22 protein-coding genes are annotated in these 19,712 nt (G+C 47.0%); 21 read left to right on the top strand and 1 reads right to left on the bottom strand.

Features of this window, described 5'->3' with window-relative positions:
• Nucleotides 1-396 precede the first annotated feature (396 nt).
• The 20 genes from trpE to JNUCC31_RS02680 all read left to right on the top strand — a co-directional run bounded on the left by trpE (nt 397) and on the right by JNUCC31_RS02680 (nt 18,222).
• A complete protein-coding gene (gene trpE / locus JNUCC31_RS02775; protein WP_192268359.1) occupies nt 397-1,968 on the top strand; it encodes an anthranilate synthase component I in 1,572 nt (523 codons plus the stop codon).
• A 35-nt stretch (nt 1,969-2,003) separates the two neighbouring features.
• Nucleotides 2,004-3,077, top strand: a complete 1,074-nt coding sequence (trpD, locus tag JNUCC31_RS02770) for an anthranilate phosphoribosyltransferase (RefSeq protein WP_192272686.1) — start codon at nt 2,004-2,006, stop codon at nt 3,075-3,077.
• Nucleotides 3,067-3,858, top strand: a complete 792-nt coding sequence (gene trpC / locus JNUCC31_RS02765) for an indole-3-glycerol phosphate synthase TrpC (protein ID WP_192268357.1) — start codon at nt 3,067-3,069, stop codon at nt 3,856-3,858. The genes trpD and trpC overlap by 11 nt, the downstream gene beginning before the upstream one ends.
• The gene (locus tag JNUCC31_RS02760) at nt 3,855-4,592 is read left to right on the top strand and encodes a phosphoribosylanthranilate isomerase (RefSeq protein WP_192268355.1); all 738 of its coding nucleotides are present in this window, start codon (nt 3,855-3,857) and stop codon (nt 4,590-4,592) included. The genes trpC and JNUCC31_RS02760 overlap by 4 nt, the downstream gene beginning before the upstream one ends.
• Nucleotides 4,589-5,788 carry a tryptophan synthase subunit beta gene (trpB, locus tag JNUCC31_RS02755; RefSeq protein ID WP_192268353.1) on the top strand — a complete coding sequence of 400 codons (1,200 nt, stop codon included), beginning with the start codon at nt 4,589-4,591 and terminating at the stop codon, nt 5,786-5,788. Before JNUCC31_RS02760 ends, trpB begins: the two co-directional genes overlap by 4 nt.
• Nucleotides 5,785-6,591 carry a tryptophan synthase subunit alpha gene (trpA, locus tag JNUCC31_RS02750; RefSeq protein ID WP_192268351.1) on the top strand — a complete coding sequence of 269 codons (807 nt, stop codon included), beginning with the start codon at nt 5,785-5,787 and terminating at the stop codon, nt 6,589-6,591. Before trpB ends, trpA begins: the two co-directional genes overlap by 4 nt.
• Before the next feature lie 87 nt (nt 6,592-6,678).
• Nucleotides 6,679-7,779 carry a histidinol-phosphate transaminase gene (hisC, locus tag JNUCC31_RS02745; protein WP_192268349.1) on the top strand — a complete coding sequence of 367 codons (1,101 nt, stop codon included), beginning with the start codon at nt 6,679-6,681 and terminating at the stop codon, nt 7,777-7,779.
• 27 nt (nt 7,780-7,806) lie between these two features.
• The gene (locus tag JNUCC31_RS02740) at nt 7,807-8,901 is read left to right on the top strand and encodes a prephenate dehydrogenase (RefSeq protein ID WP_192268347.1); all 1,095 of its coding nucleotides are present in this window, start codon (nt 7,807-7,809) and stop codon (nt 8,899-8,901) included.
• A gap of 751 nt (nt 8,902-9,652) precedes the next feature.
• Nucleotides 9,653-10,246 carry an RNA polymerase sigma factor gene (locus tag JNUCC31_RS02735; RefSeq protein WP_192268345.1) on the top strand — a complete coding sequence of 198 codons (594 nt, stop codon included), beginning with the start codon at nt 9,653-9,655 and terminating at the stop codon, nt 10,244-10,246.
• Complete coding sequence (locus JNUCC31_RS02730) at nt 10,243-10,878, top strand: anti-sigma factor family protein (protein ID WP_192268343.1); 636 nt, start codon at nt 10,243-10,245, stop codon at nt 10,876-10,878. Before JNUCC31_RS02735 ends, JNUCC31_RS02730 begins: the two co-directional genes overlap by 4 nt.
• A 40-nt stretch (nt 10,879-10,918) precedes the next feature.
• Nucleotides 10,919-11,518 (top strand): histidine phosphatase family protein, encoded by a 600-nt coding sequence (locus tag JNUCC31_RS02725; RefSeq protein WP_192268341.1) that lies wholly within the window; start codon nt 10,919-10,921, stop codon nt 11,516-11,518.
• Nucleotides 11,519-11,756: 238 nt separating this feature from the next.
• Nucleotides 11,757-12,875 (top strand): hypothetical protein, encoded by a 1,119-nt coding sequence (locus JNUCC31_RS02720; protein ID WP_192272684.1) that lies wholly within the window; start codon nt 11,757-11,759, stop codon nt 12,873-12,875.
• A 44-nt stretch (nt 12,876-12,919) separates the two neighbouring features.
• Nucleotides 12,920-13,426, top strand: a complete 507-nt coding sequence (locus tag JNUCC31_RS02715) for a gamma carbonic anhydrase family protein (RefSeq protein WP_192268339.1) — start codon at nt 12,920-12,922, stop codon at nt 13,424-13,426.
• Between the two features lie 23 nt (nt 13,427-13,449).
• Nucleotides 13,450-13,629: an IDEAL domain-containing protein gene (locus JNUCC31_RS02710; protein ID WP_192268337.1), complete on the top strand. Its 180-nt coding sequence runs from the start codon at nt 13,450-13,452 to the stop codon at nt 13,627-13,629.
• A 172-nt stretch (nt 13,630-13,801) separates the two neighbouring features.
• Nucleotides 13,802-14,224 carry a DUF2487 family protein gene (locus tag JNUCC31_RS02705; protein WP_192268335.1) on the top strand — a complete coding sequence of 141 codons (423 nt, stop codon included), beginning with the start codon at nt 13,802-13,804 and terminating at the stop codon, nt 14,222-14,224.
• A 193-nt stretch (nt 14,225-14,417) separates the two neighbouring features.
• Nucleotides 14,418-14,960, top strand: a complete 543-nt coding sequence (locus tag JNUCC31_RS02700; RefSeq protein WP_192268333.1) for a QcrA and Rieske domain-containing protein — start codon at nt 14,418-14,420, stop codon at nt 14,958-14,960.
• Between the two features lie 15 nt (nt 14,961-14,975).
• Nucleotides 14,976-15,647, top strand: a complete 672-nt coding sequence (qcrB, locus tag JNUCC31_RS02695; RefSeq protein ID WP_017687726.1) for a menaquinol-cytochrome c reductase cytochrome b subunit — start codon at nt 14,976-14,978, stop codon at nt 15,645-15,647.
• Between the two features lie 21 nt (nt 15,648-15,668).
• Nucleotides 15,669-16,550, top strand: coding sequence for a menaquinol-cytochrome c reductase cytochrome b/c subunit (locus JNUCC31_RS02690; protein WP_192268331.1), 882 nt, complete (start codon nt 15,669-15,671; stop codon nt 16,548-16,550).
• Between the two features lie 109 nt (nt 16,551-16,659).
• On the top strand, nt 16,660-17,286 hold the full coding sequence (locus tag JNUCC31_RS02685; protein WP_192268329.1) for a DUF1405 domain-containing protein: 627 nt from the start codon (nt 16,660-16,662) through the stop codon (nt 17,284-17,286).
• Between the two features lie 66 nt (nt 17,287-17,352).
• Complete coding sequence (locus tag JNUCC31_RS02680; protein WP_192268327.1) at nt 17,353-18,222, top strand: sporulation protein YpjB; 870 nt, start codon at nt 17,353-17,355, stop codon at nt 18,220-18,222.
• A 103-nt stretch (nt 18,223-18,325) separates the two neighbouring features.
• Here JNUCC31_RS02680 and JNUCC31_RS02675 read toward each other — a convergent pair whose 3' ends face one another.
• Nucleotides 18,326-19,195 carry a YitT family protein gene (locus JNUCC31_RS02675; RefSeq protein WP_192268325.1) on the bottom strand — a complete coding sequence of 290 codons (870 nt, stop codon included), beginning with the start codon at nt 19,193-19,195 and terminating at the stop codon, nt 18,326-18,328.
• A gap of 172 nt (nt 19,196-19,367) precedes the next feature.
• Here JNUCC31_RS02675 and JNUCC31_RS02670 point away from each other — a divergent pair, with 172 nt between their 5' ends.
• A complete protein-coding gene (locus tag JNUCC31_RS02670; protein ID WP_192268323.1) occupies nt 19,368-19,697 on the top strand; it encodes a nucleotide pyrophosphohydrolase in 330 nt (109 codons plus the stop codon).
• The last annotated feature ends 15 nt before the right edge of the window (nt 19,698-19,712 follow it).

Here is a 19,712-nt window from a genome sequence, read left to right as displayed (position 1 = left end):
AGCGGGTGGTAGCCGGAGCAACAGTAGCCGGTGAACTGATTCGCGGTACGTCATGCTACGGAATTTGAAACAGGATTAAGGCAAGGGAACATGTCTTAGGACATCGTTTGTTTTGGTATAACACAATCCATATCCTTATGCATTTCTTTGAAAGAATGCACGAATCGGATAAAGTTCAGTGTATACCGCTACATTTCCTTTGTTTTGGCTGGATGCATAATACATCCATACCACAGCCTGTATAATAATTCGGTAACGGTGTATGTATAGGGACTTGTTATTTATGAAGCACCAACCTGTTGAAACAGCTTATAATCAAGCCTCTACCTGATGGTAGAGGCTTTTTTTGTTGTATGTAGTACTTTTCTTCTACCTAATCTGAAAGGACGTGATCTGATGATAACGCCAAACGTTAATCAAGTACTGAAAATGTCGAATGAATATAATCTGATTCCGGTAGTCAAACGGATTCTGGCAGACATGGAGACCCCAATTCGAATTTTCCGCCGTTATGCTGACAACGACCGGGCATTTCTGCTGGAAAGTGTGGAGGGTGGGATTCAATGGGCGAGATATTCCTTCATCGGTACAGATCCGTTCCTGATGATTTCAGCCAAAAAAGGCAGGATTATGGTAGAAGAAGCTGGCCATACTCGGGAATTGCCAGGCAAACCGATTGAAGAACTCAAAGCACTGCTGCGTAAGTATCGCAGTCCGAAAGATGATGAACTGCCACCATTCACGGGCGGGGCCATTGGTTTCTTTGGATACGATCTGCTGCAATATTATGAGAAGCTCCCAGCTCATGCGTTGGATGATCTGAAAATGGACGATATACGCTTCATGTTCTGTGACCAGATTATCGTGTTCGACCATGTGAAGCAGCAGATGCTGCTGGTGGGAAATGTACATGTGAAAGACGGTGCAACGGATGATGATATCCGTCAAGCTTATGCCTTAACCTCAGAGAAGCTGGAACAAGCCGCTGAACGTTTACAGCAGCAAGGACCAGGGGAGAACCTGAATCCGCGCTCCATTCCAGGAGATATTGAATTAGGGGATATTCAATCCAATCTAACTAAAGAACAGTTTATTGGTAATGTAGAGCAGGCCAAAGAGTACATTCGGGCAGGAGATATTTTTCAAGTAGTATTATCCCAACGATTCCATATTGATACCGAAGTTTCTCCGCTGCATGTATATCGGGTTCTTCGGACATTGAATCCTTCCCCTTATATGTACTATCTGAAGATGGATGATGAGATTATTGTTGGGACCTCACCTGAAGCACTGGTCAAAGTGGATGGAAACCGCGTAGAGACACGACCGATTGCGGGGACTCGTCCAAGAGGAGCTACGGAAGCCGAAGATCGTGCGCTGGCAGCGGATCTGCTTCAGGATGAGAAGGAACGCGCAGAACATCTGATGCTTGTCGATTTGGGTCGCAACGATCTGGGCCGAGTATCTAACTTTGGAAGTGTGAAATGTGACATGTTCATGGAGATTGAGCGTTATTCCCACGTCATGCACATGGTGTCCAATGTTACAGGTGAGCTTAGAGAAGACAAGGATTTCTTTGATGCATTTCTCTCCTGTTTGCCAGCAGGAACGGTATCTGGGGCGCCGAAGCTGCGTGCAATGGAGATCATCGCGGAACTGGAGAAAGAAGCACGAGGTGCGTATGCAGGAGCCATCGGTTATCTCGGGTTCTCGGGGAACATGGATTCCTGTATTACCATTCGAACGATTATTTTCAAAAAAGGAAAAGCATATGTGCAGGCTGGAGCCGGAATCGTATGGGACTCCGTACCTGAGAATGAATATGAAGAAACGGTAAATAAAGCCAAGGCACTATTAAAGGCGATCCGTACAGCAGAAGCCATGTTTCCTGCGAAAGAGAAGGACAGTATCATGAACCTGGCCAACGCTGATTATTTTGTTACTCCAGCCACAGCTGTACAGAACTGAGAGAGGAGAGACCGGAAATGAGTATGAACCCAGTAATGAATGAAGAATCCAAACGGCCCGTAACTGAAACAAGCCAAGCGGAAGGAATGAAAAATGGCCTTGCCAAAATTTTGGAGGGCAGCCATCTGGAGCAGGCGGAAGCACGCGACTTGATGTATTCCATCATGAGAGGTGAAGCGACTCCGGCTCAAATCGGGGGGTTGCTTATGGCCTTGCGGATGAAGGGGGAGACGGTGGATGAAATCACCGGGTTTGCGGAGGCCATGCGTGGGCAGGGTGGACGAATTCTGACAGACGGTAATGGACTGTTGGACACCTGTGGAACGGGTGGTTCAGGTATTCATAAGTTCAATATTTCAACGGCGTCAGCCATTATTGCTTCAGCAGTTTCTGTTCGGGTTGCGAAACATGGCAATCGCTCGGCATCAGGCAAAGCAGGAAGTGCGGATGTACTAGAAGCGCTTGGTGTGAATATTCATCTGAACGGAGAACAGGCGAGGCAGTGCCTTGATGAGATTGGAATCTGTTTCTGTTTTGCCCAGGTGTATCATCCTTCCATGAAACATGCGGCTGCGCCAAGAAAAGAGCTGGGTGTACGCACAATCTTTAACATGCTTGGACCGCTAACCAACCCTGCCGGGGCCGATCGCCAATTGCTTGGTCTGTATGACCGCAGCCGGACTCCGATGATTGCTGAGGTGCTGAATCGTCTGGGACTGAAAAGAGCTTTGGTCGTTGCGAGTCATGATGGTCTGGATGAAATCAGTATTTCCGCACCTACCCAGGTATCTGAATTGCGTAACGGTGAAGTGCAGACCTATGATATTGATCCACGTGATGTGGGGCTTTCATTGCATCCGCTGGAATCAGTCCTTGGAGGAAATGCAGCCCAGAATGCAGAAATTATTAAAAGGATCTTCAAGGGAGAGCGAAGTGCATACCGTGATGTCGTTCTTTTGAATGCCGGTGCGTGCATATACGTATCTGGTCTCGCGGACACCATTGCAGAAGGTGTGTTGATGGCGACAGAAGCTGTAGACTCCGGCAAGGCTGCCGGGAAACTGGAACAGTTAATTCATACAACGGAGGCGTACAGTCATGTATCTTGATCGAATCGTAGCAACTAAACATAAAGAAGTTGAAGTTCTTGCACAAACCTTTCAGATGGACGATGCGTTGAAAAAGATAGACGCATTACCCAATACTCGTGGATTTGAACGAGCTTTATCAGAGGATCGCAACCGTAAGCTCGGCCTCATTGCCGAGGTAAAGAAGGCATCTCCGTCCAAAGGACTGATACGTCCTGATTTCCATCCGGTAGAGATCGCTTCCGCATACGAGCGGGCTGGAGCGGATTGTATCTCGGTATTGACTGATGTTTCTTATTTCCAGGGAAATAGCGAATACTTGCAGGCGATTCATCAGGCTGTGAACATACCGCTGCTGCGCAAGGATTTTATTATAGATGAACGACAGATTGCCGAGGCAAGGCTGCTTGGCGCGGATGCTGTTTTGCTGATTGCGAGCATTCTGACACCCGAACAGATGCGTCAATATCTGACGTTTGCCAAAAGTCTGGGCCTTGATGCATTAATTGAAGTTCATGATCGGACCGAACTGGAGCAAGTATTGGATATTCCGCAGGCAACACTTGTAGGTATCAACAATCGCAATCTGAAAACGTTCGAAACTAGTCTGAACACCACGCTGGATTTGATGGACTTGATTCCGGATAGTGTAACCTTGATCAGTGAAAGTGGAATTGACGGTCCGCAGCCATTGGAATCTCTTATTAAGGCAGGTGTACATGGTATCCTTGTTGGAGAGCATCTGATGCGCAAGGATGATGTTGAGGCTGCGGTTTACGAACTGATGGGACCAAAAGCATGAGTGCATTCAATGATGACGGCACAAGCAGTAGAGATGAGAATCTGCGAAGTCAGCCGGCAGCGGCTATAAAAATATGTGGACTTCAGGACGTTGAAGTGCTAAAATCGATGATAAACTTGCCTGTGGATTACATTGGTGTTATTTTTGCCCCATCCCGTCGCCGAATTACACCTGAACAGGGTGCTGAGCTAAGAACTGTTCTTTTGGACTGGACGATGTTTGATCGGCCGAAGCTGGCGGGTGTTTTCGTGAATCCCACGCTCGAAGAGCTGGACAGTATCATGAAGGTTTCACGTCTGGATGTCATTCAGCTGCATGGACAGGAATCGCCGGATTTTTGTGAACAGGTGAAACAACGTTTTGATACCGAAGTGTTCAAGGCTTTTTCTTTTCCCAAGGATGAAGAAGGTTCATTAACTGAAGATAATGCCTTGATGGCACTTGATCCATATAAAAATGTGGTGGACGCCATATTGCTCGATACTTACGACCCGCTCTATGGAGGGGGTTCCGGTAAAACCTTTGCCTGGGAACGAATTCCTTTCTATGCCGAATGGGCGAGAAATCATGGAATTGCGTTGTTCGTGGCAGGTGGATTACAGCCGGATAATGTGCAACAACTGATACAGACATATGCACCGAACGGCGTCGATGTTTCCAGCGGCGTAGAGTCCGAAGGTGTGAAGGATATTGCGAAAATAACAGCATTTGTAGAAAGGGTGAAGCAGGCATGACACATCAATTGCCGGATCAACACGGGCGTTTCGGTCCCTTCGGAGGCCGCTTTGTACCTGAGACACTAATGAACGCTCTGATCGAGTTGGAAGAAGCGTACAGCCACTTCTCAGAAGACGAGGAATTCAACAAGGAATTAAATTATTTGCTAAGTGAGTATTCTGGCCGGGAAACACCTTTATACCATGCAGAGCAATTGTCCCGCCGCTTGGGTGGGCCCAAAATTTATCTGAAACGTGAAGACCTGAATCATACAGGTGCGCACAAGATCAATAATGCTATTGGGCAGGGACTGCTGGCTAAACGGATGGGGAAAAAGAAAGTGATCGCAGAAACGGGTGCAGGGCAACATGGCGTTGCCACGGCCACAGTCGCTGCTCTGTTGGGCCTTGAATGTAAAGTGTTTATGGGTGAAGAAGATACGCAGCGACAACAGCTGAACGTATTTCGGATGAAGCTGCTTGGAGCAGAAGTCATTCCGGTTACATCTGGAACGCGGACATTGAAAGATGCAGGTAACGAGGCACTCCGCTACTGGGTTAGTAATGTAGAAGATACCTTTTACGTTCTTGGATCCGTAGTCGGTCCTCACCCGTACCCAATGATGGTTCGTAACTTCCAGCGAGTAATCGGTGATGAGACAAGACGTCAGATTCAGGAGATTGAAGGACGGTTGCCGGATGTAATTGTTGCAGCTGTAGGCGGCGGAAGTAATGCAATCGGCATGTTCTATCCGTTTATTGAAGATCAGGATGTGAAGCTTATTGGTGTTGAGGCTGCCGGTAAAGGGGTGGATACCGAGTTCCATGCGGCTACGATGAGCAAAGGAACACATGGTGTATTCCAAGGTTCGATGAGTTATCTCTTGCAGGATGAATATGGACAGGTTCAGCCAGCGCATTCCATTTCGGCGGGACTTGATTATCCGGGTGTTGGTCCGGAACATTCCTATCTCAAGGACATCGAACGTGCGAAATACGTACCCATTACGGACCAAGAAGCATTGGATGCCCTTCAATTGCTAAGTCGAACAGAAGGTATCATACCCGCGCTGGAGTCAGCACATGCTGTCGCTCAGGTCGTCAAGCTCGCACCTGAACTCGGCGCTGACGATATCGTTGTAATCTGTCTGTCCGGTCGTGGTGACAAAGACGTTGAATCGATTATGAAATATACGGGAGGGGACTTGGCATGAACTTGATGGACCAGACCTTCCAGCAATTGAAAGAACAGAACCGTACAGCCTTGATTCCATTCCTTACCGTTGGAGATCCCGATGTGGATACCACGGTGGAAATCATTAAGGAGTTGGAGCACGCGGGAGCGGACATTTTGGAACTCGGTGTTCCCTATTCCGATCCGCTCGCGGATGGACCCGTAATTCAGCGTGCTTCGGAGCGTGCCTTGAAAAGTCAGATCACGATTCGGACTTGTATGGAAACAGCAGCAAGAGCACGTGCAGAGGGTGTGAAAATGCCTTTTGTTCTGTTCACTTATTATAATCCGGTGTTGCAGACGGGGCTGGATGTATTTTTTGACGAGTTGGTCAAACATGAAATCAGCGGCATGATCATCCCGGATCTTCCGATTGAGGAGGCAGAGGAAATGCGTCGCCGTGCGGATGCAGCAGGTGTGCACTTGGTTCCACTTGTGGCTCCTACCTCTAACGCCAGGATCGAACGTATTGTTACGGGAGCACGTGGTTTTATCTATTGTGTCTCTTCACTGGGCGTAACAGGAGAGCGAGCTTCTTTCTTCGATGGCGTGGAAAGCTTCATTGAAACGGTAAAAAGTCTGACAGACCTTCCGGTTGCTGTAGGATTCGGTATTTCCAGCCACGAGCAGGTGGCTCGCTTCTCCCGCATCTGTGACGGTGTGGTTGTAGGCAGTGCTATTGTTCGTCAGGTGGAAGAAGCGATTCCTCTTCTTGAAAACCCGGATACACGTGAGGCAGGGCTGTTGCAAATTCGCAACTTTGTGGCACAATTAAAAGGATAGAGATTGAATAATGTTATATCCTTGGGACATGCTCAGCAACATGCTGAGCATGTCCATAACTATTTTAGCGAACAGGAGGCGGTCGGGTTGAAACCGAAGTCCCAGATTATCAATTTGCCTGTATATCAGCCGGGCAAACCGATTGAAGAAGTAAAACGTGAATTGGGTTTGGAGCAAGTGATTAAGCTGGCTTCCAACGAGAACCCATACGGTAGTTCGCCTGCTGCACTTGAGGCAATCACCAAAGAGTTGGTCAATGTTAGCATATATCCGGATGGCAGTTCCGCAGAACTGACCGAAGTGCTCGCTAAGCATCTGGGTGTGGAACGGAATAATCTGATCTTTGGCTGTGGATCAGATGAGGTCATTGCGTTGATTACTCGTGCATTCTTCCTCCCGGGAGACGAGAACATCATGGCGGACCAGACGTTCTCCGTATACAAAAGCAACGCAGACATCGAAGGTGCTGTCAGCATTGAAGTGCCGCTCAAAGATGGAACTCATGATCTGACCTCTATGCTGTCACAAATTAATGATAAGACGAAAGCGGTTTGGGTGTGTAATCCGAATAACCCAACGGGTACAATCATCTCAGAGCAGGAATTCATGGCATTTATGGACCGTGTGCCTTCTGATGTCATGGTTGTGCTGGATGAAGCTTATTATGAATTTGTAACAGATGAGGCTTATCCACAAAGTATTCCTATGATTGAGCGTTATCCTAACCTGGTCATTTTGCGGACATTCTCCAAAATCTATGGACTGGCATCATTACGTATTGGATATGGTATTGCACGTCCTGAAGTGATTGATCTCATTAATCGTGTGCGTGAGCCGTTTAATACTTCACGTATCGGTCAAGTTGCGGCGAAGGCTGCACTTGAAGATCAGGCTTTTGTTCAAGCGTGCTCGGAACGGAATGCAACGGAGCGCGATTATTTGCAAAATGAATTTACGCACTTGGGACTTCCATTTTTCCCTTCGCAGGGGAACTTCATTTTGGTTGATGTCGGTATGCCATCCCGGGATGCGTTCCAATCCTTGCTCAAGCAAGGCATTATTGTTCGTGCTGGATTCGATAAATACCCAACGTACATTCGTGTGTCCGTCGGAACATCAGAACAGAATCGTGCATTTGTCACGGCACTGGAGAACACGCTGGCTGAGAAGGCGGTAGCACGCCCTTAATACTGGCGATGAAAAGAGTGAGGACCCATGAAACTAAAAATTGCAATGATCGGTGTAGGGCTCATCGGCGGATCACTTGCGCTTTGCTTCAAAGGCAAGCCAGGAATATCGGTGATGGGCTATGCTCACCTGCCTGAACTGAAGGACAAGTACATAACAAGCGGAGTAGTGGATGATGCTACGCTTTCTTTGGAGGAAGCGGTAGAGGATGCTGACTTTATTTTTTTGTGTGTACCTGTAGGTCTGCTGGAAACCTACTTCGAAAAACTATCCAAGCTTCCCTTGAAAAAGGGATGCATTATTACGGATGTAGGAAGCACCAAGGCTTCCATTGCAGCATGTGCTGAACATGTCCGCATGAGTGATGCATACTTTATCGGCGGTCATCCGATGGCCGGATCAGAGCGTGCCGGTGTGGATGCTGCCTCAGCTGTGTTATTCGAGAATGCTTATTATGTCTTGACCCCTTCAGAACATGTACCTGAGGAAGCCTATGGCAAATTATCTGATCTTCTTGCGTATACACGTGCCCAGATTGTTCGAGTAGAGCCTATGCTGCACGATGATATTGTGGGGGCGATCAGCCATTTGCCACATGTTATTGCAGTGGCGCTGGTGAATCAGGTACGTGAATATAATGAATCGAACCCTCTGTATAAAATGCTGGCTGCAGGCGGATTCCGAGATATTACCCGGATTGCCTCCAGTGATGCCATTGTCTGGAGAGATATCCTGTTGAGCAACCGTGAGGTGCTGTTGGGCTTGCTGAAGGACTGGAATGGCCAGATGACCGCTTTCACCGATATGCTGGAGCAACAGAATGGTGAGGGCATTGAAGAGGCGTTCCGACAGGCACGCGAGTTCCGCAGCGTGTTGCCTGAACGACGGAAAGGTATGATCTCGTCGTTGTTTGATCTTTATACGGATGTGCAGGATGCGCCGGGGATGATCGGAAAGATTGCCACCGAGCTTGGGGCGAATGATATTAACTTAAGTAATATGGAAATTATTGAGAACCGGGTCGATGTTCCAGGCATTATGCGTTTGTCTTTCCGTCAGGAAGAGGATATGGAACGTGCCAGGACATTGCTGGATTCTCTTGGGTATCAGGTGTGGGTTTAGCAAAATGAAAGGGGGCGATAAGCCCTCCTTTTTGTGTTGTTAACGAGTTGTTACAATACGTGACAAAAAAAGGACAAAAAAAAGACCGCTTACATAAGCGGCCATTGCTCACGTGGAGCAATACAGTTATTGGATAGGAGTGGAGAGAAACCATACTGTACTTTTATTATATGTATACGTTTTCATTTTGTCAACACTTTAAGTAAAATTGTTTGAATTAATTATAGATTTCGTAAATTCAGGGGATTTAATCCTTATTCGAAGGATAGTTGAAAATTCACTGACTCGGTGGTTCTATGGTTTGAAATACATTCGTTTGACCAAGGTAACGCAAAATTAAGTTATAATAAGCGATGAACTATACTAAAGAAACGATGAGAAATTTTCAAATCATGATTATTCTCTTCAACTTTTTCGGGAGTCTATTCGTCTAATGTATATTGGCTAGTATAAATTGGCTCAAATTGAAGTCATACAGGCGAAAAATGGCGCATATGAATGACAGGTCGGGCTGCGATGAGGAGCACTGGATTTGCCAGGATGATGCAGACCGTTGTACAATAAATACTGTTAATGTAGAAACGTTGGGGAAATTGCCATTACATAGGGGATTTTGGCGAGAAGGCCTGTTAAGGTACTGAACGCTGTTTTATGCGGTGAGAACCGCAACTTTTTTGTGCCTGTTCGGTAATACATGGATAGAGTCGAACGGGGAGAAGCACATGGATGGGCGAGGAGGGGTCGCACTCAAATGACGGATTCCCAGTTGATTCGAGAGATCAAGGAAGGTAACCTGGAGTTATATTCCGAGCTGATGAGTCGTTATCAGCGTAAAATACTGGCTTTCGTATATCATATGTTGAAAAGTTCCAATATGGAGCTGCTTGCGGAAGATCTCTGTTCTGAGACTTTCTATAAGGCGTTCCGCAGTCTGCACTCATTCCGAGAGGTGGATGCCTCATTCTCAACCTGGTTGTATACCATAGCGAGAAATACGGTACTGAGTGAGCTTCGCAAACAGCGCAGCGGAAGTATTCCACTCGAAGAGAGCGGTATTGTACCAATCGCTCCTTCCGAGAACGCGCCAGAGCATGCTGTATTGCGCAGTGAGCGGGTGATGCTGGTTAGGGATGCGATTAACAATTTACCGGAGAAGCAGCGTTCTGCCATTATACTCCGTGAGTATGATCAACTAGACTACCAGGAGATTGCAAATATTCTTGGGCAGAGCGTTAGTTCTGTGAAATCGTTATTGTTCAGAGCAAGGTCAAGCGTAAAAACTCAATTGGAACCTTATTTCTTCGAACCGGTCTACGAGCCATATGAAGGGATGAAGAACCGATGAATTGCAATGAAGCCCAGGAACTGTTTGCACTGGTCTGGGACTTGCCGGAAGCTCATCCTCAGCGGATTGCATTTCATGCTCATCTCGCTGGTTGTGAAGAGTGCTCGCAGCAATTTGAAGTCTGGGAAGAAGCTCAGTTTCTGCTGCACAGCATACCGGTCCCAGTGACAGAACAACAAGCAGAGAAAGTAAACCGTAATGTTATGGACCGGATCTATGCGGAGTCTCCATGGCTATTGCCGGAAGAGGCAAAGGTGAATCGTTTTTCTGCTGTGATCCGCAAGCATATGTCTTTGTGGATTGCTGCGTTCCTGGCAATTTTTTTATGCAGCTTTCTGTACATGGCGATGTTTAAGCCAGATGTATCGGAAGCTGAACAGACCAGAGTGGTCTCTACGGGTATTTTGGAGACCGGGGTGGCAGGTAGTGAACCTTCTTCTTCTGGTGTGTACAAGTATAATATGACGGGAGCGGACAGAGGGAGTATTATTGAGCCCTTCGTTGTGAGCATGGGGCCGGCCTACCCTCAGTATTGGATGGCGTTGTCATTGCTCGCAATAGGTATGGCGTTGTTCTCTCTTGGACGTATGCATCGTACAACAAACAAACGCAAACAAGGTGCACGTGCTTAGCTGAGGCTTTCGTTCACCGTATAGAGAAATGAGGGATGAGATGAGGATTGGGCTTATTCGTCACGGTCTAACCGACTGGAATGCGGCAGGACGCATTCAGGGTCAGACAGACATACCTCTGAATGCAGAAGGTCGTGAGCAAGCAATGCGTCTGGGAAGACGTTTGCTCTCCGAAGAATATCGCTGGGACCATATCATTACAAGTGGGCTATCCCGGGCTCAGGAGACAGGAGAGATTATCTCCGGGCTTCTAAATGTTCCCTTGTTGGAGCCAGACGCACGTTTGAAGGAGAGGGCCTTTGGTCAGATTGAAGGTCTAACATCCGAAGAACGTGTTGCTCGTTGGGGCACTGCCTGGGAGACGCTGGATTTGGGCCAGGAACAGATTGCTGATATTCAAACACGTGCATTGAGCTTTCTGGAGGATTTATGGGAGGCCTATCAGGACAAAAATGTGCTGATTGTCTCTCATGGCGCTTTCCTTGCCAATCTGCTTTCAGCTTTGTATAAGGACCGCTATACGGAACGAATTGGTAACCTGTCGCTCACCATCCTGGAGAAGGAACGTGAGGATTGGAGTCCATTGCTCTATAACTGTACACGGCACCTTTCATTGGATCTGGCGAAACAACCTGAGTAATATACTCGGGTTGTTTTTTTTGCGTTACAGGTATATAAACCATGATTCTATATGAATTTGAACCTCTCATTTTCCTTCTGAGAAGGCTACTTCAGGCATAGTATGGTTAAAACATAAAAGATTTCCAAAAAAAGAGGTTTAGATCGTGGGAATTCCGTCAACGATGTTTACAAAACCAAACTACTTCAGGCCCCGAATCATCAGCCAAAAAGTAGTCAGCGGGCGAGGCGATGGACCCATGAATCTAGCGGATATGCTTACTTTTGCCGATATCGGCCAGCTTAATCGAATAGCAGACTATTATCAATGCGAGTGCAAGCCCAATTCCAAACATGAACTCATCCAGAGCATCCTCACTACATTGGGCAGCAGACCTTTTTTCGAACAGCAGGTTCGCGAATTGAATCAAGTAGATCTGCGATTTTTGAACAACTTGCTGTTTGATGCCCGGCAATATTTCGGGATGGAGGAGCTCGTCGCCATTGCTCGCCAGTCGATGGACAAAAAAGATAGTGAGGCTGGAGCCAGTCCTCGTGATCTTATCGTACGCTTTACGAAGAGCGGATGGTTGTTCAATGGCACAACTCAACAGACCAGATACCTGTATCAGGTACCCCAGGATTTGCAAATGAGATTCCGGGATGTACTAGCCACTCACCTGAAGGCAGGTGTTGTACAGACAAGCGAGCCTCCCGTGTACAGGGATGAATACCATCTTCTCGCGGAAGATCTCAAGCTGTTTCTGCAATTTGTCCAGCAGCAGGAAATTGCTCTAAATGCAGAAGGCATGATGTATCGGCGTTCTCAGCAGCAGATCATGGAGCATCTGCATGTGAGTGAAGCACTGGTAGGGAAAGCTGGATGGAGATTCGGGTATGGTCGTTCGTTCAAAGACTACCCCGACCGATTTGCCTTCATCTATGACTACGCTTTTCACCATCGTCTGGTACGTGAGGACCAGGGCATGCTGAAATTGTCCCCATCAGGAGAAGACAAGCTGGGGGCAGAGAAAACAGCCGAGATGATACAGCTATTTAGGTTTTGGTTAAGACTCTATAAAGGTGCTATTCCCAATCTGTCCTCTATCGTGTATTGGACAGGGGAATGTGCAGCCGGCTGGTCAACAGCAGAGTCATTGTTCCGCCAGATAGGTCCTTTCATTCAGCCGTTCTACTACGACACTGCAGAGACGATTTATGACAACAGGGTACTCAAAATGATGCTTCATCTAGGTATGCTTCGAATTGGGGAGCATACGGATGGACGAACGATACAAATGACAGCATGGGGTTCACGCCTTGCGTCATCTTGTCGCTCGCTGTCCAAGGACATTACACCTGTCATGTTTGACAATTGAAGGACAAGTTGCTAAAATCACTCCCAAATTAAGGAGTGATACGAATGATAATTCCGTACCAAGGTATTCAACCGCAGTTACACCCTTCGGTATATATGGCTGAAGGTGCCAAGCTTATAGGTGATCTCACTATGGGGGAAGAGTCTTCAGTCTGGTTCAATGCTGTGCTGCGGGCTGATCTAGCGCCGATTGTAATTGGACGACGTTGTAATATACAGGACAATGCTGTTGGACATGTCAACACGGGTCAGCCTTTGATCTTGGAAGACGATGTGTCGGTAGGACATTCTGCGATCATCCATGGTTGTCGTATTGGAACAGGTTCGTTGATTGGTATGGGAGCCATCCTTCTCAATGGAGCCGAAATTGGCGAATATACGCTGATCGGGGCCGGTTCTGTAGTCACTGAAAATACTAAAATTCCGCCCTATACCCTTGCTTTGGGTACACCAGCCAAAGTTATACGTGAGTTGACTGATGCAGACCTTGAGCGGATGTCAAGAACTACACTAGGTTATGTTGCCAAAGGAAAGGAATATAGGAGCTCTTAAATCCGTTTTGGAGGTGCATCCTATTGGATAAAATGAAAGTTACGTATGAAGTCATGTTGGGGCTGGCTGCTGAGATGGTGTGGGACGACGCGCTTCGTAAACAGCGCAGTGAGAAGCTGTATATGGAAATCGACAAGGCGTTGGCTACCGGAGACGAAGTAGCTTTCCGGAGTCTGACGGATGAACTGAAGGCCATAAACTGATGAGCATATCAAAATAAAAATACAAGAGATGCGTGAAAACGCATCTCTTTTTTTGTTTATGAAAAACCTCATAAATGGTACTCAAGTCCCCGTTCTACACGAATCTCTGGATTTATAATATAGGGTCATATATAATATGGGAATAAAATGGATAGAGAGGGGAATTAGGGAATTGAAATTCAGTGAGATGACTCAAGACAGCTGGGCTGAACTGCAACTCTATCTGGATACATGCCTTATCCCATTTACAGCCCTCAATGGCGAGCAGTCTCCGGTTGAAGTGACGGAAGCGCTGGAGCGACTTAGAGATTTTTTGGATTTGGTGGAGATTCCTTTCAAAGGGCGGATCATGACTTACCCTGCATTCCATTACGCATATCCGGAGATGTCAATGGCATTAAATACCTTATGTGAACAACTTAAATCTTCCGGTTTCAAATATGTGGTTGTAATGTCATCAGATGGTGTATTGGAAAAAGCTGAAATTCCTTCTGCTGATTTGCTTTTAAGTCGCTCCATTTTGACTCAAGAGGTGGGAGAAGACGGAATTGCGCGTTTTGTCGGGGAAAAAATCCGTGAGTTATGGAAAAGGTGACCTTCCTGTGACAAATGTGACAATTTACCAACACTTTTTTAATAACGCTTACAAATGTACCTTAAAAATGTGTGACAAATTCTTGACGGTGTTCTAGGGCTACTATATGATTATGTATGTTCTAGTAAGTCGTGGAATTTCTGATAATGAAAACGATTGAGAGAGTTGGCTGAAAAAGGGGGTTGAAGACAGTATGAGCAGTGAGCATGACCAGCACGAAGCTTCCATGAAATTGCCAAGCCGCATGGAAATGTCACGCAGGCAGTTTTTGACGTACACGCTTGGTGGAGCTACCGCCTACATGGCCGCCGGTGCAATACTCCCTATGGTCCGTTTTGCGGTGGACCCGATTTTGCAGCACAAGGGAGAAGGCACCTCTGTCAAAGTAGCAGAAATTAGCAAAATTACGAATGAACCTCAAGAATTTACGTTTGAACTGCAGCAACAAGACGGTTGGTATTTGAGCAATGCTTCGTTAATCGCCTGGATCAGGAAAGATGAACAGGGTAAAATTTATGCGCTTTCACCCATTTGTAAACATTTGGGTTGTACCGTAGGTTGGAATAGCGATAAACAGTACCCTGATGAATATCATTGCCCCTGCCATGGCGCGCACTATGACAAAGAAGGCAAGAATCTTGCCGTAGCCCCGAAGCCACTGGATGAGTATGTGGTTAAAGAAGATCAGGGCTGGGTTTATCTGGGCGACATTGTTCCGAACACCCGAGTCAAATAGGAGGCGTGAACGCAGATGTTTAAAAATGTCTATGACTGGATTGACGAGCGTCTCGATATCACGCCAATTTGGAGGGACGTTGCGGATCATGAAGTTCCAGAGCACGTTAACCCGGCTCATCACTTTTCCGCATTCGTGTACTGCTTTGGTGGATTGACGTTCTTTATCACTGTAATTCAGATTTTGTCAGGAATGTTCCTGACGATGTACTATGTGCCTGATATTATTAATGCTTACGCCAGTGTCGAGTATTTGCAGACCAAAGTAGCCTTCGGCCAAATTGTTCGCGGTATGCACCATTGGGGAGCCAGTCTGGTTATCGTTATGATGTTCTTACATACGATGCGTGTGTTCTTTACCGGCTCTTACAAAGCACCGCGCGAAATGAACTGGGTTGTCGGCATGCTGATCTTTTTTGTCATGCTGGGTCTGGGGCTTACCGGGTACTTGCTGCCATGGGATAATAAAGCCTACTTTGCAACCAAGGTTACTTTGGAGATAGCGAACACGGTTCCTTGGCTGGGGCCGATCATTAAAGAGTTCCTGCAAGGCGGAACCATTGTAGGTGCACAGACGTTAACACGGTTCTTTGCCCTGCACGTATTCTTCCTCCCCGCTGTGCTTCTGGTGCTTCTGGTCGGACACTTTATTATGATCCGCAGACAGGGCATTTCGGGACCACTATAATCTGAGAAGGGAGGAATCGACATGGCTCACGGACACAAGTCGGATGACCAGGAAAAGATTATCTTCGTTGGGGATTCACGCGTCCGTAAAGGGGCGGGGTTTATTACTCCACCGGACTACACGGCGTATCCCGGCAAATCAGAGGCCTTTATTCCTAACTTCTTGCTAAAGGAATGGATGGTTGGTGTCGTTGTGCTGGTTGGTATTCTGGTATTAACGATTTCGGAGCCTGCACCTTTGGGCTATCCGGCCAATCCAAGTGCATCGGTTATTCCGATGCCGGACTGGTATTTCCTTTTTCTGTACCAGTATTTGAAATACCCGTATGCCTCAGGTGATTACGTCCTGTTGGGGGTACTGGGGGTCAGCGGAGTTGCTTTCGGCGCTCTGTTGCTCGCTCCATTTCTGGATACAGGCAAAGAGCGGCGTTTCTACAGACGCCCCATTGCATCATCGCTTATGATTCTGTCGGTGATGTCCGTAATCTATCTGACTAACGTGGCGTGGACGCATTACGAGCATGAGTTGGAAGCAAGCGGTCAGAAGCCGGAACATATTCAGCGTGAAGAAGAAGCGCGGGAGAAACACGAGCTGGGTCTTCCTACGTCGAATGCGCCAGGTCAGAAACAAGAAGTGGCAATCGTAGACAAGGATGATCCGGCAATGGAGACCTTCAAAAAGGCCGGTTGTATCGGATGTCATGCTGCCGACATGAAGGGAGCAGGCGGACCTTCACTTCGTGGTGTAGGTGATAAACACAGCCAGGAAGAAATCCTGACGATTATCAAAGAAGGATATAACAGCATGCCTGCTCAGTATGACAACGCTATTGCTCAAGGGCTGTCGGATGATGACATCAATCACTTGGCGGAATGGCTTGCGAAACAAAAGGCGGAACAGTAAAATCGAAATAACCAATGAAACCTGATCGTTTATGCGGTCAGGTTTTTTTGAAGTGTTTTTTAGCAATACCTCTGGAAGCAGAACACATATGAAGGAAGGGGCAGAGAACGTGGCTTTATCGTTTTTCTGGAGCCGGGAATTTCTAACGAACCGTTATTTCCTGTGGCTTTTATTTTGGTGTAATGCAGTGGGAACGGTGTACGGATACATATGGTACGGGGATCAATTGGAGTATACATTGGCGCGGCAACCCTTGTGGCAGATTGTGTTTGTGCCGGATAGTCCGACAGCGAGCTTGTTCTTCACATTGTCTTTATTGTGGGTTTTGTATAAGCCGCAGTCCAGAATCCTGAACCGGATCGGACATGTCATTCAGGCGCTCGCAGTGGTTACTTCGGTGAAGTATGGTGTATGGGCGGTTTCCATTATATTTGCAGGCTGGATGCAAGGAGGTTCGCAAAACTGGCAGGATTGGATGTTAATTGCATCGCATAGCGCCATGGCCATCGAGGCTTTGCTGTATGTGAGGTTCTTCGGTTTCCGCTGGGGAGCTCTGGTGATTGCCGGATTATGGACTTTGCTAAATGATACAGTTGACTATACCTATGACATTTTCCCTTGGCTGCCTGCGTCACTGATGGATCAACTGGATGGTGTGCGCAATTTCACTGTAGGACTGACGCTGGTGAGCATTCTGTGTGCATGGGTGGCCTTGAGACAGGCAAGACGAGCCTAGTTTCATAAAGAAAGCTTGTTCTAAGGAGCTGTACCCTGCCATACATTGATGGTGGGAGGGATGTCCATGAAAAGAACGTTCAGGATCAAAACTGGATTAATGGTGGTGTCGTTCATGGCTCTGCTGTTCTGGACGAACTTGTCATACAGCGTATCAGCGGAAAGTAGTGGGGTTAACGGAGAAAAGGGTAAGGAAGTCTCTGTCAAAAATTCAATAGAGCAATTGAATGAAGAAGCGGCGCAACTGTATCGACATGCCCTCGATCATGATATTGAGGAAGTGAGAGGCAGTATTTTGCGAATCAGTAAAGGTCTGGAGCATATATCCTTTGAGGGTCAGACGACAGTAGAAGGCATACACGCCCTATCCGAAACCATTGTTGAAGTGAAAGAAGCCGCCGTCCGGGTTAAAAGTGATGATGCGTCACTCCAGCAGGCCTCTGCCAAACTTCGGCTTGCAGCAGACAGTCTTGCTAATCCATCCAAACCTTTATGGCTCCAGTATTATAAAATTGTGAAAAATGATCTCGACGCGTTATCAACCGCGGCAGATCAACAGCAAAGTGCGGCAATCATAGCGAGCCGCTACGCCTTGCTGGAGGAGCATTATGAGACCATCCGCCCTGCGGCTACGATCCGCCGTGAACCCTACGAAATGGCCCAGCTTGACGCCTGGCTATCGCATACAAAGGGTCTGACTACGGCCAAGAAACCCGACATTGCCCAATTGAAAAGTATGGTCGTTCATGGTGAAGAGCTGGTGAACCAATTGTTTGGTCGGGAAAAGGACGAAAGTGCTTTTGTACCATTTGTTGAAGGTCCCAACCGCAGGGCGGCCGGATTGTTCATTAGTTCCGTGATTGTAGCAGCACTGGGTTATGCGGGTTACCGTAAATACCGGGCGCAGCAGCAGGGGATCTTTCCTTTTCGCCGCTGAATTTAATCAAAAACAATAGAAAAAATAGAAAAACCCCGATTCACAAGAATGGCCAATTCGCTGGCTCTGTTCTTATGATTCGAGGGTTTTTCAGCAATCTGGATCAACTTTCCTTAAACCCTTCTCCATGCACATCGTGGACATCGCTGATGATGACGAAGGCTCTGGGATCAACGGAGCGCACAATCGTCTGTAAACGTCTGAATTCTTGCCTGGAAATGACGCAATAGGCTACATGTTTGGCCTGTTTTGAATAGGCACCAACAGCTGGAATGAGTGTTACGCCGCGATCCATATCACGGGTAATCAGGTCTGCAATTTCCGGGGCGTGGTCACTGATAATCATAAAGGCCCGGGCAGAGTATGCTCCTTCCTGAATAAAGTCGATCACTTTAGAGGCGATAAATACAGCTACCAACGTATATAGTATTTTTTCTTTTGGAATGTAAATAAGCGAAATGCCAATAATGATGAAATCGATACCCAGTAATACACGTCCCATACTCCATCCATATTTTCGATTGAGAATCCGGGCAATGATGTCAGAGCCGCCTGTTGTTCCGCCCCAGCGAAATACGATGCCAAGCCCTGCGCCCAGGGTGACCCCGGCATATAACGCCGCAAGCAGAAGATCATTCTCGGTATGTAGCGGCTGGATCCAGCCGATCTGAATCCATTTTTCGAACAACCATAGGAACACTGTAAGTGCTCCAATACCAACCCCTGTAAAGATCATCTGTCTACCGCCCAGAATTTTGAGCCCAATCAAAAAGAGCGGAATGTTAACAATTAAGGTTGTTAGTGAAGGAGAGATGCCGAACGCATAATTCAGCAGGACCGTAATTCCCGTTACCCCGCCTTCCATGAGCTGGTTGGGAATGATGAAATACAGAAGTCCAAAGGCGTATAATGCGGTTCCCAACAGGATGGGAAGAATCATTTTGAACTGAACCCAGGTTTTGGAAATGCTCATAAGTTCCCTCTCCATTTGCAAATTAGAATGTGAAAGCAATCATTCCCACCTTAGTATACCTGTTTATCGATTCTTTAAAAATGATTTGTCGTTTATGATGGTGGAAGTGAATCTAAATAACTGATATATTAGGTACAAATACGACACAATTTCAAAAGGAGAATCCGTTCTCATGGAGAAAAGCATTGCAGAAATGCAGCGTGAGGTTGATCTATATATTTCCCAGTTCAAAGAAGGATATTTCAGTCCGCTGGCCATGCTGGCTCGAATGTCCGAAGAGGTGGGAGAACTTGCGAGGGAAGTCAATCATGAGTTCGGCGAAAAACCGAAAAAATCTTCCGAAGCAGAAAATTCCATTGAGCTTGAGCTCGGGGACATTTTATTTATCACGATTTGTTTTGCGAACTCTCTAGGGATTGATCTGGCAGAGGCACATGACAAAGTCATGCATAAATTTAACACACGCGATGCAAATCGGTGGACTCCAAAAAACACCGATTAGGCGTAGATTACATAT

The organism is Paenibacillus sp. JNUCC-31 (assembly GCF_014844075.1).
Lineage (GTDB): Bacteria > Bacillota > Bacilli > Paenibacillales > Paenibacillaceae > Paenibacillus.
This window is presented reverse-complemented; position numbering and strand designations above follow the sequence as displayed.

What these genes read in the sequence shown, in the direction of transcription:
- JNUCC31_RS02715 (WP_192268339.1), top strand. Translation starts at nt 12,920, where the DNA reads ATGATAATTCCGTACCAAGGTATTCAACCGCAGTTACACCCTTCGGTA.
- JNUCC31_RS02760 (WP_192268355.1), top strand. Translation starts at nt 3,855, where the DNA reads ATGAGTGCATTCAATGATGACGGCACAAGCAGTAGAGATGAGAATCTG.
- JNUCC31_RS02725 (WP_192268341.1), top strand. Translation starts at nt 10,919, where the DNA reads ATGAGGATTGGGCTTATTCGTCACGGTCTAACCGACTGGAATGCGGCA.
- trpB (WP_192268353.1), top strand. Translation starts at nt 4,589, where the DNA reads ATGACACATCAATTGCCGGATCAACACGGGCGTTTCGGTCCCTTCGGA.
- JNUCC31_RS02735 (WP_192268345.1), top strand. Translation starts at nt 9,653, where the DNA reads ATGACGGATTCCCAGTTGATTCGAGAGATCAAGGAAGGTAACCTGGAG.
- JNUCC31_RS02720 (WP_192272684.1), top strand. Translation starts at nt 11,757, where the DNA reads ATGAATCTAGCGGATATGCTTACTTTTGCCGATATCGGCCAGCTTAAT.
- trpC (WP_192268357.1), top strand. Translation starts at nt 3,067, where the DNA reads ATGTATCTTGATCGAATCGTAGCAACTAAACATAAAGAAGTTGAAGTT.
- JNUCC31_RS02730 (WP_192268343.1), top strand. Translation starts at nt 10,243, where the DNA reads ATGAATTGCAATGAAGCCCAGGAACTGTTTGCACTGGTCTGGGACTTG.
- trpA (WP_192268351.1), top strand. Translation starts at nt 5,785, where the DNA reads ATGAACTTGATGGACCAGACCTTCCAGCAATTGAAAGAACAGAACCGT.
- JNUCC31_RS02670 (WP_192268323.1), top strand. Translation starts at nt 19,368, where the DNA reads ATGGAGAAAAGCATTGCAGAAATGCAGCGTGAGGTTGATCTATATATT.
- trpD (WP_192272686.1), top strand. Translation starts at nt 2,004, where the DNA reads ATGAATGAAGAATCCAAACGGCCCGTAACTGAAACAAGCCAAGCGGAA.
- JNUCC31_RS02700 (WP_192268333.1), top strand. Translation starts at nt 14,418, where the DNA reads ATGAGCAGTGAGCATGACCAGCACGAAGCTTCCATGAAATTGCCAAGC.
- qcrB (WP_017687726.1), top strand. Translation starts at nt 14,976, where the DNA reads ATGTTTAAAAATGTCTATGACTGGATTGACGAGCGTCTCGATATCACG.
- JNUCC31_RS02675 (WP_192268325.1), bottom strand. Translation starts at nt 19,195, where the DNA reads ATGAGCATTTCCAAAACCTGGGTTCAGTTCAAAATGATTCTTCCCATC.
- JNUCC31_RS02680 (WP_192268327.1), top strand. Translation starts at nt 17,353, where the DNA reads ATGAAAAGAACGTTCAGGATCAAAACTGGATTAATGGTGGTGTCGTTC.
- trpE (WP_192268359.1), top strand. Translation starts at nt 397, where the DNA reads ATGATAACGCCAAACGTTAATCAAGTACTGAAAATGTCGAATGAATAT.
- JNUCC31_RS02690 (WP_192268331.1), top strand. Translation starts at nt 15,669, where the DNA reads ATGGCTCACGGACACAAGTCGGATGACCAGGAAAAGATTATCTTCGTT.
- JNUCC31_RS02740 (WP_192268347.1), top strand. Translation starts at nt 7,807, where the DNA reads ATGAAACTAAAAATTGCAATGATCGGTGTAGGGCTCATCGGCGGATCA.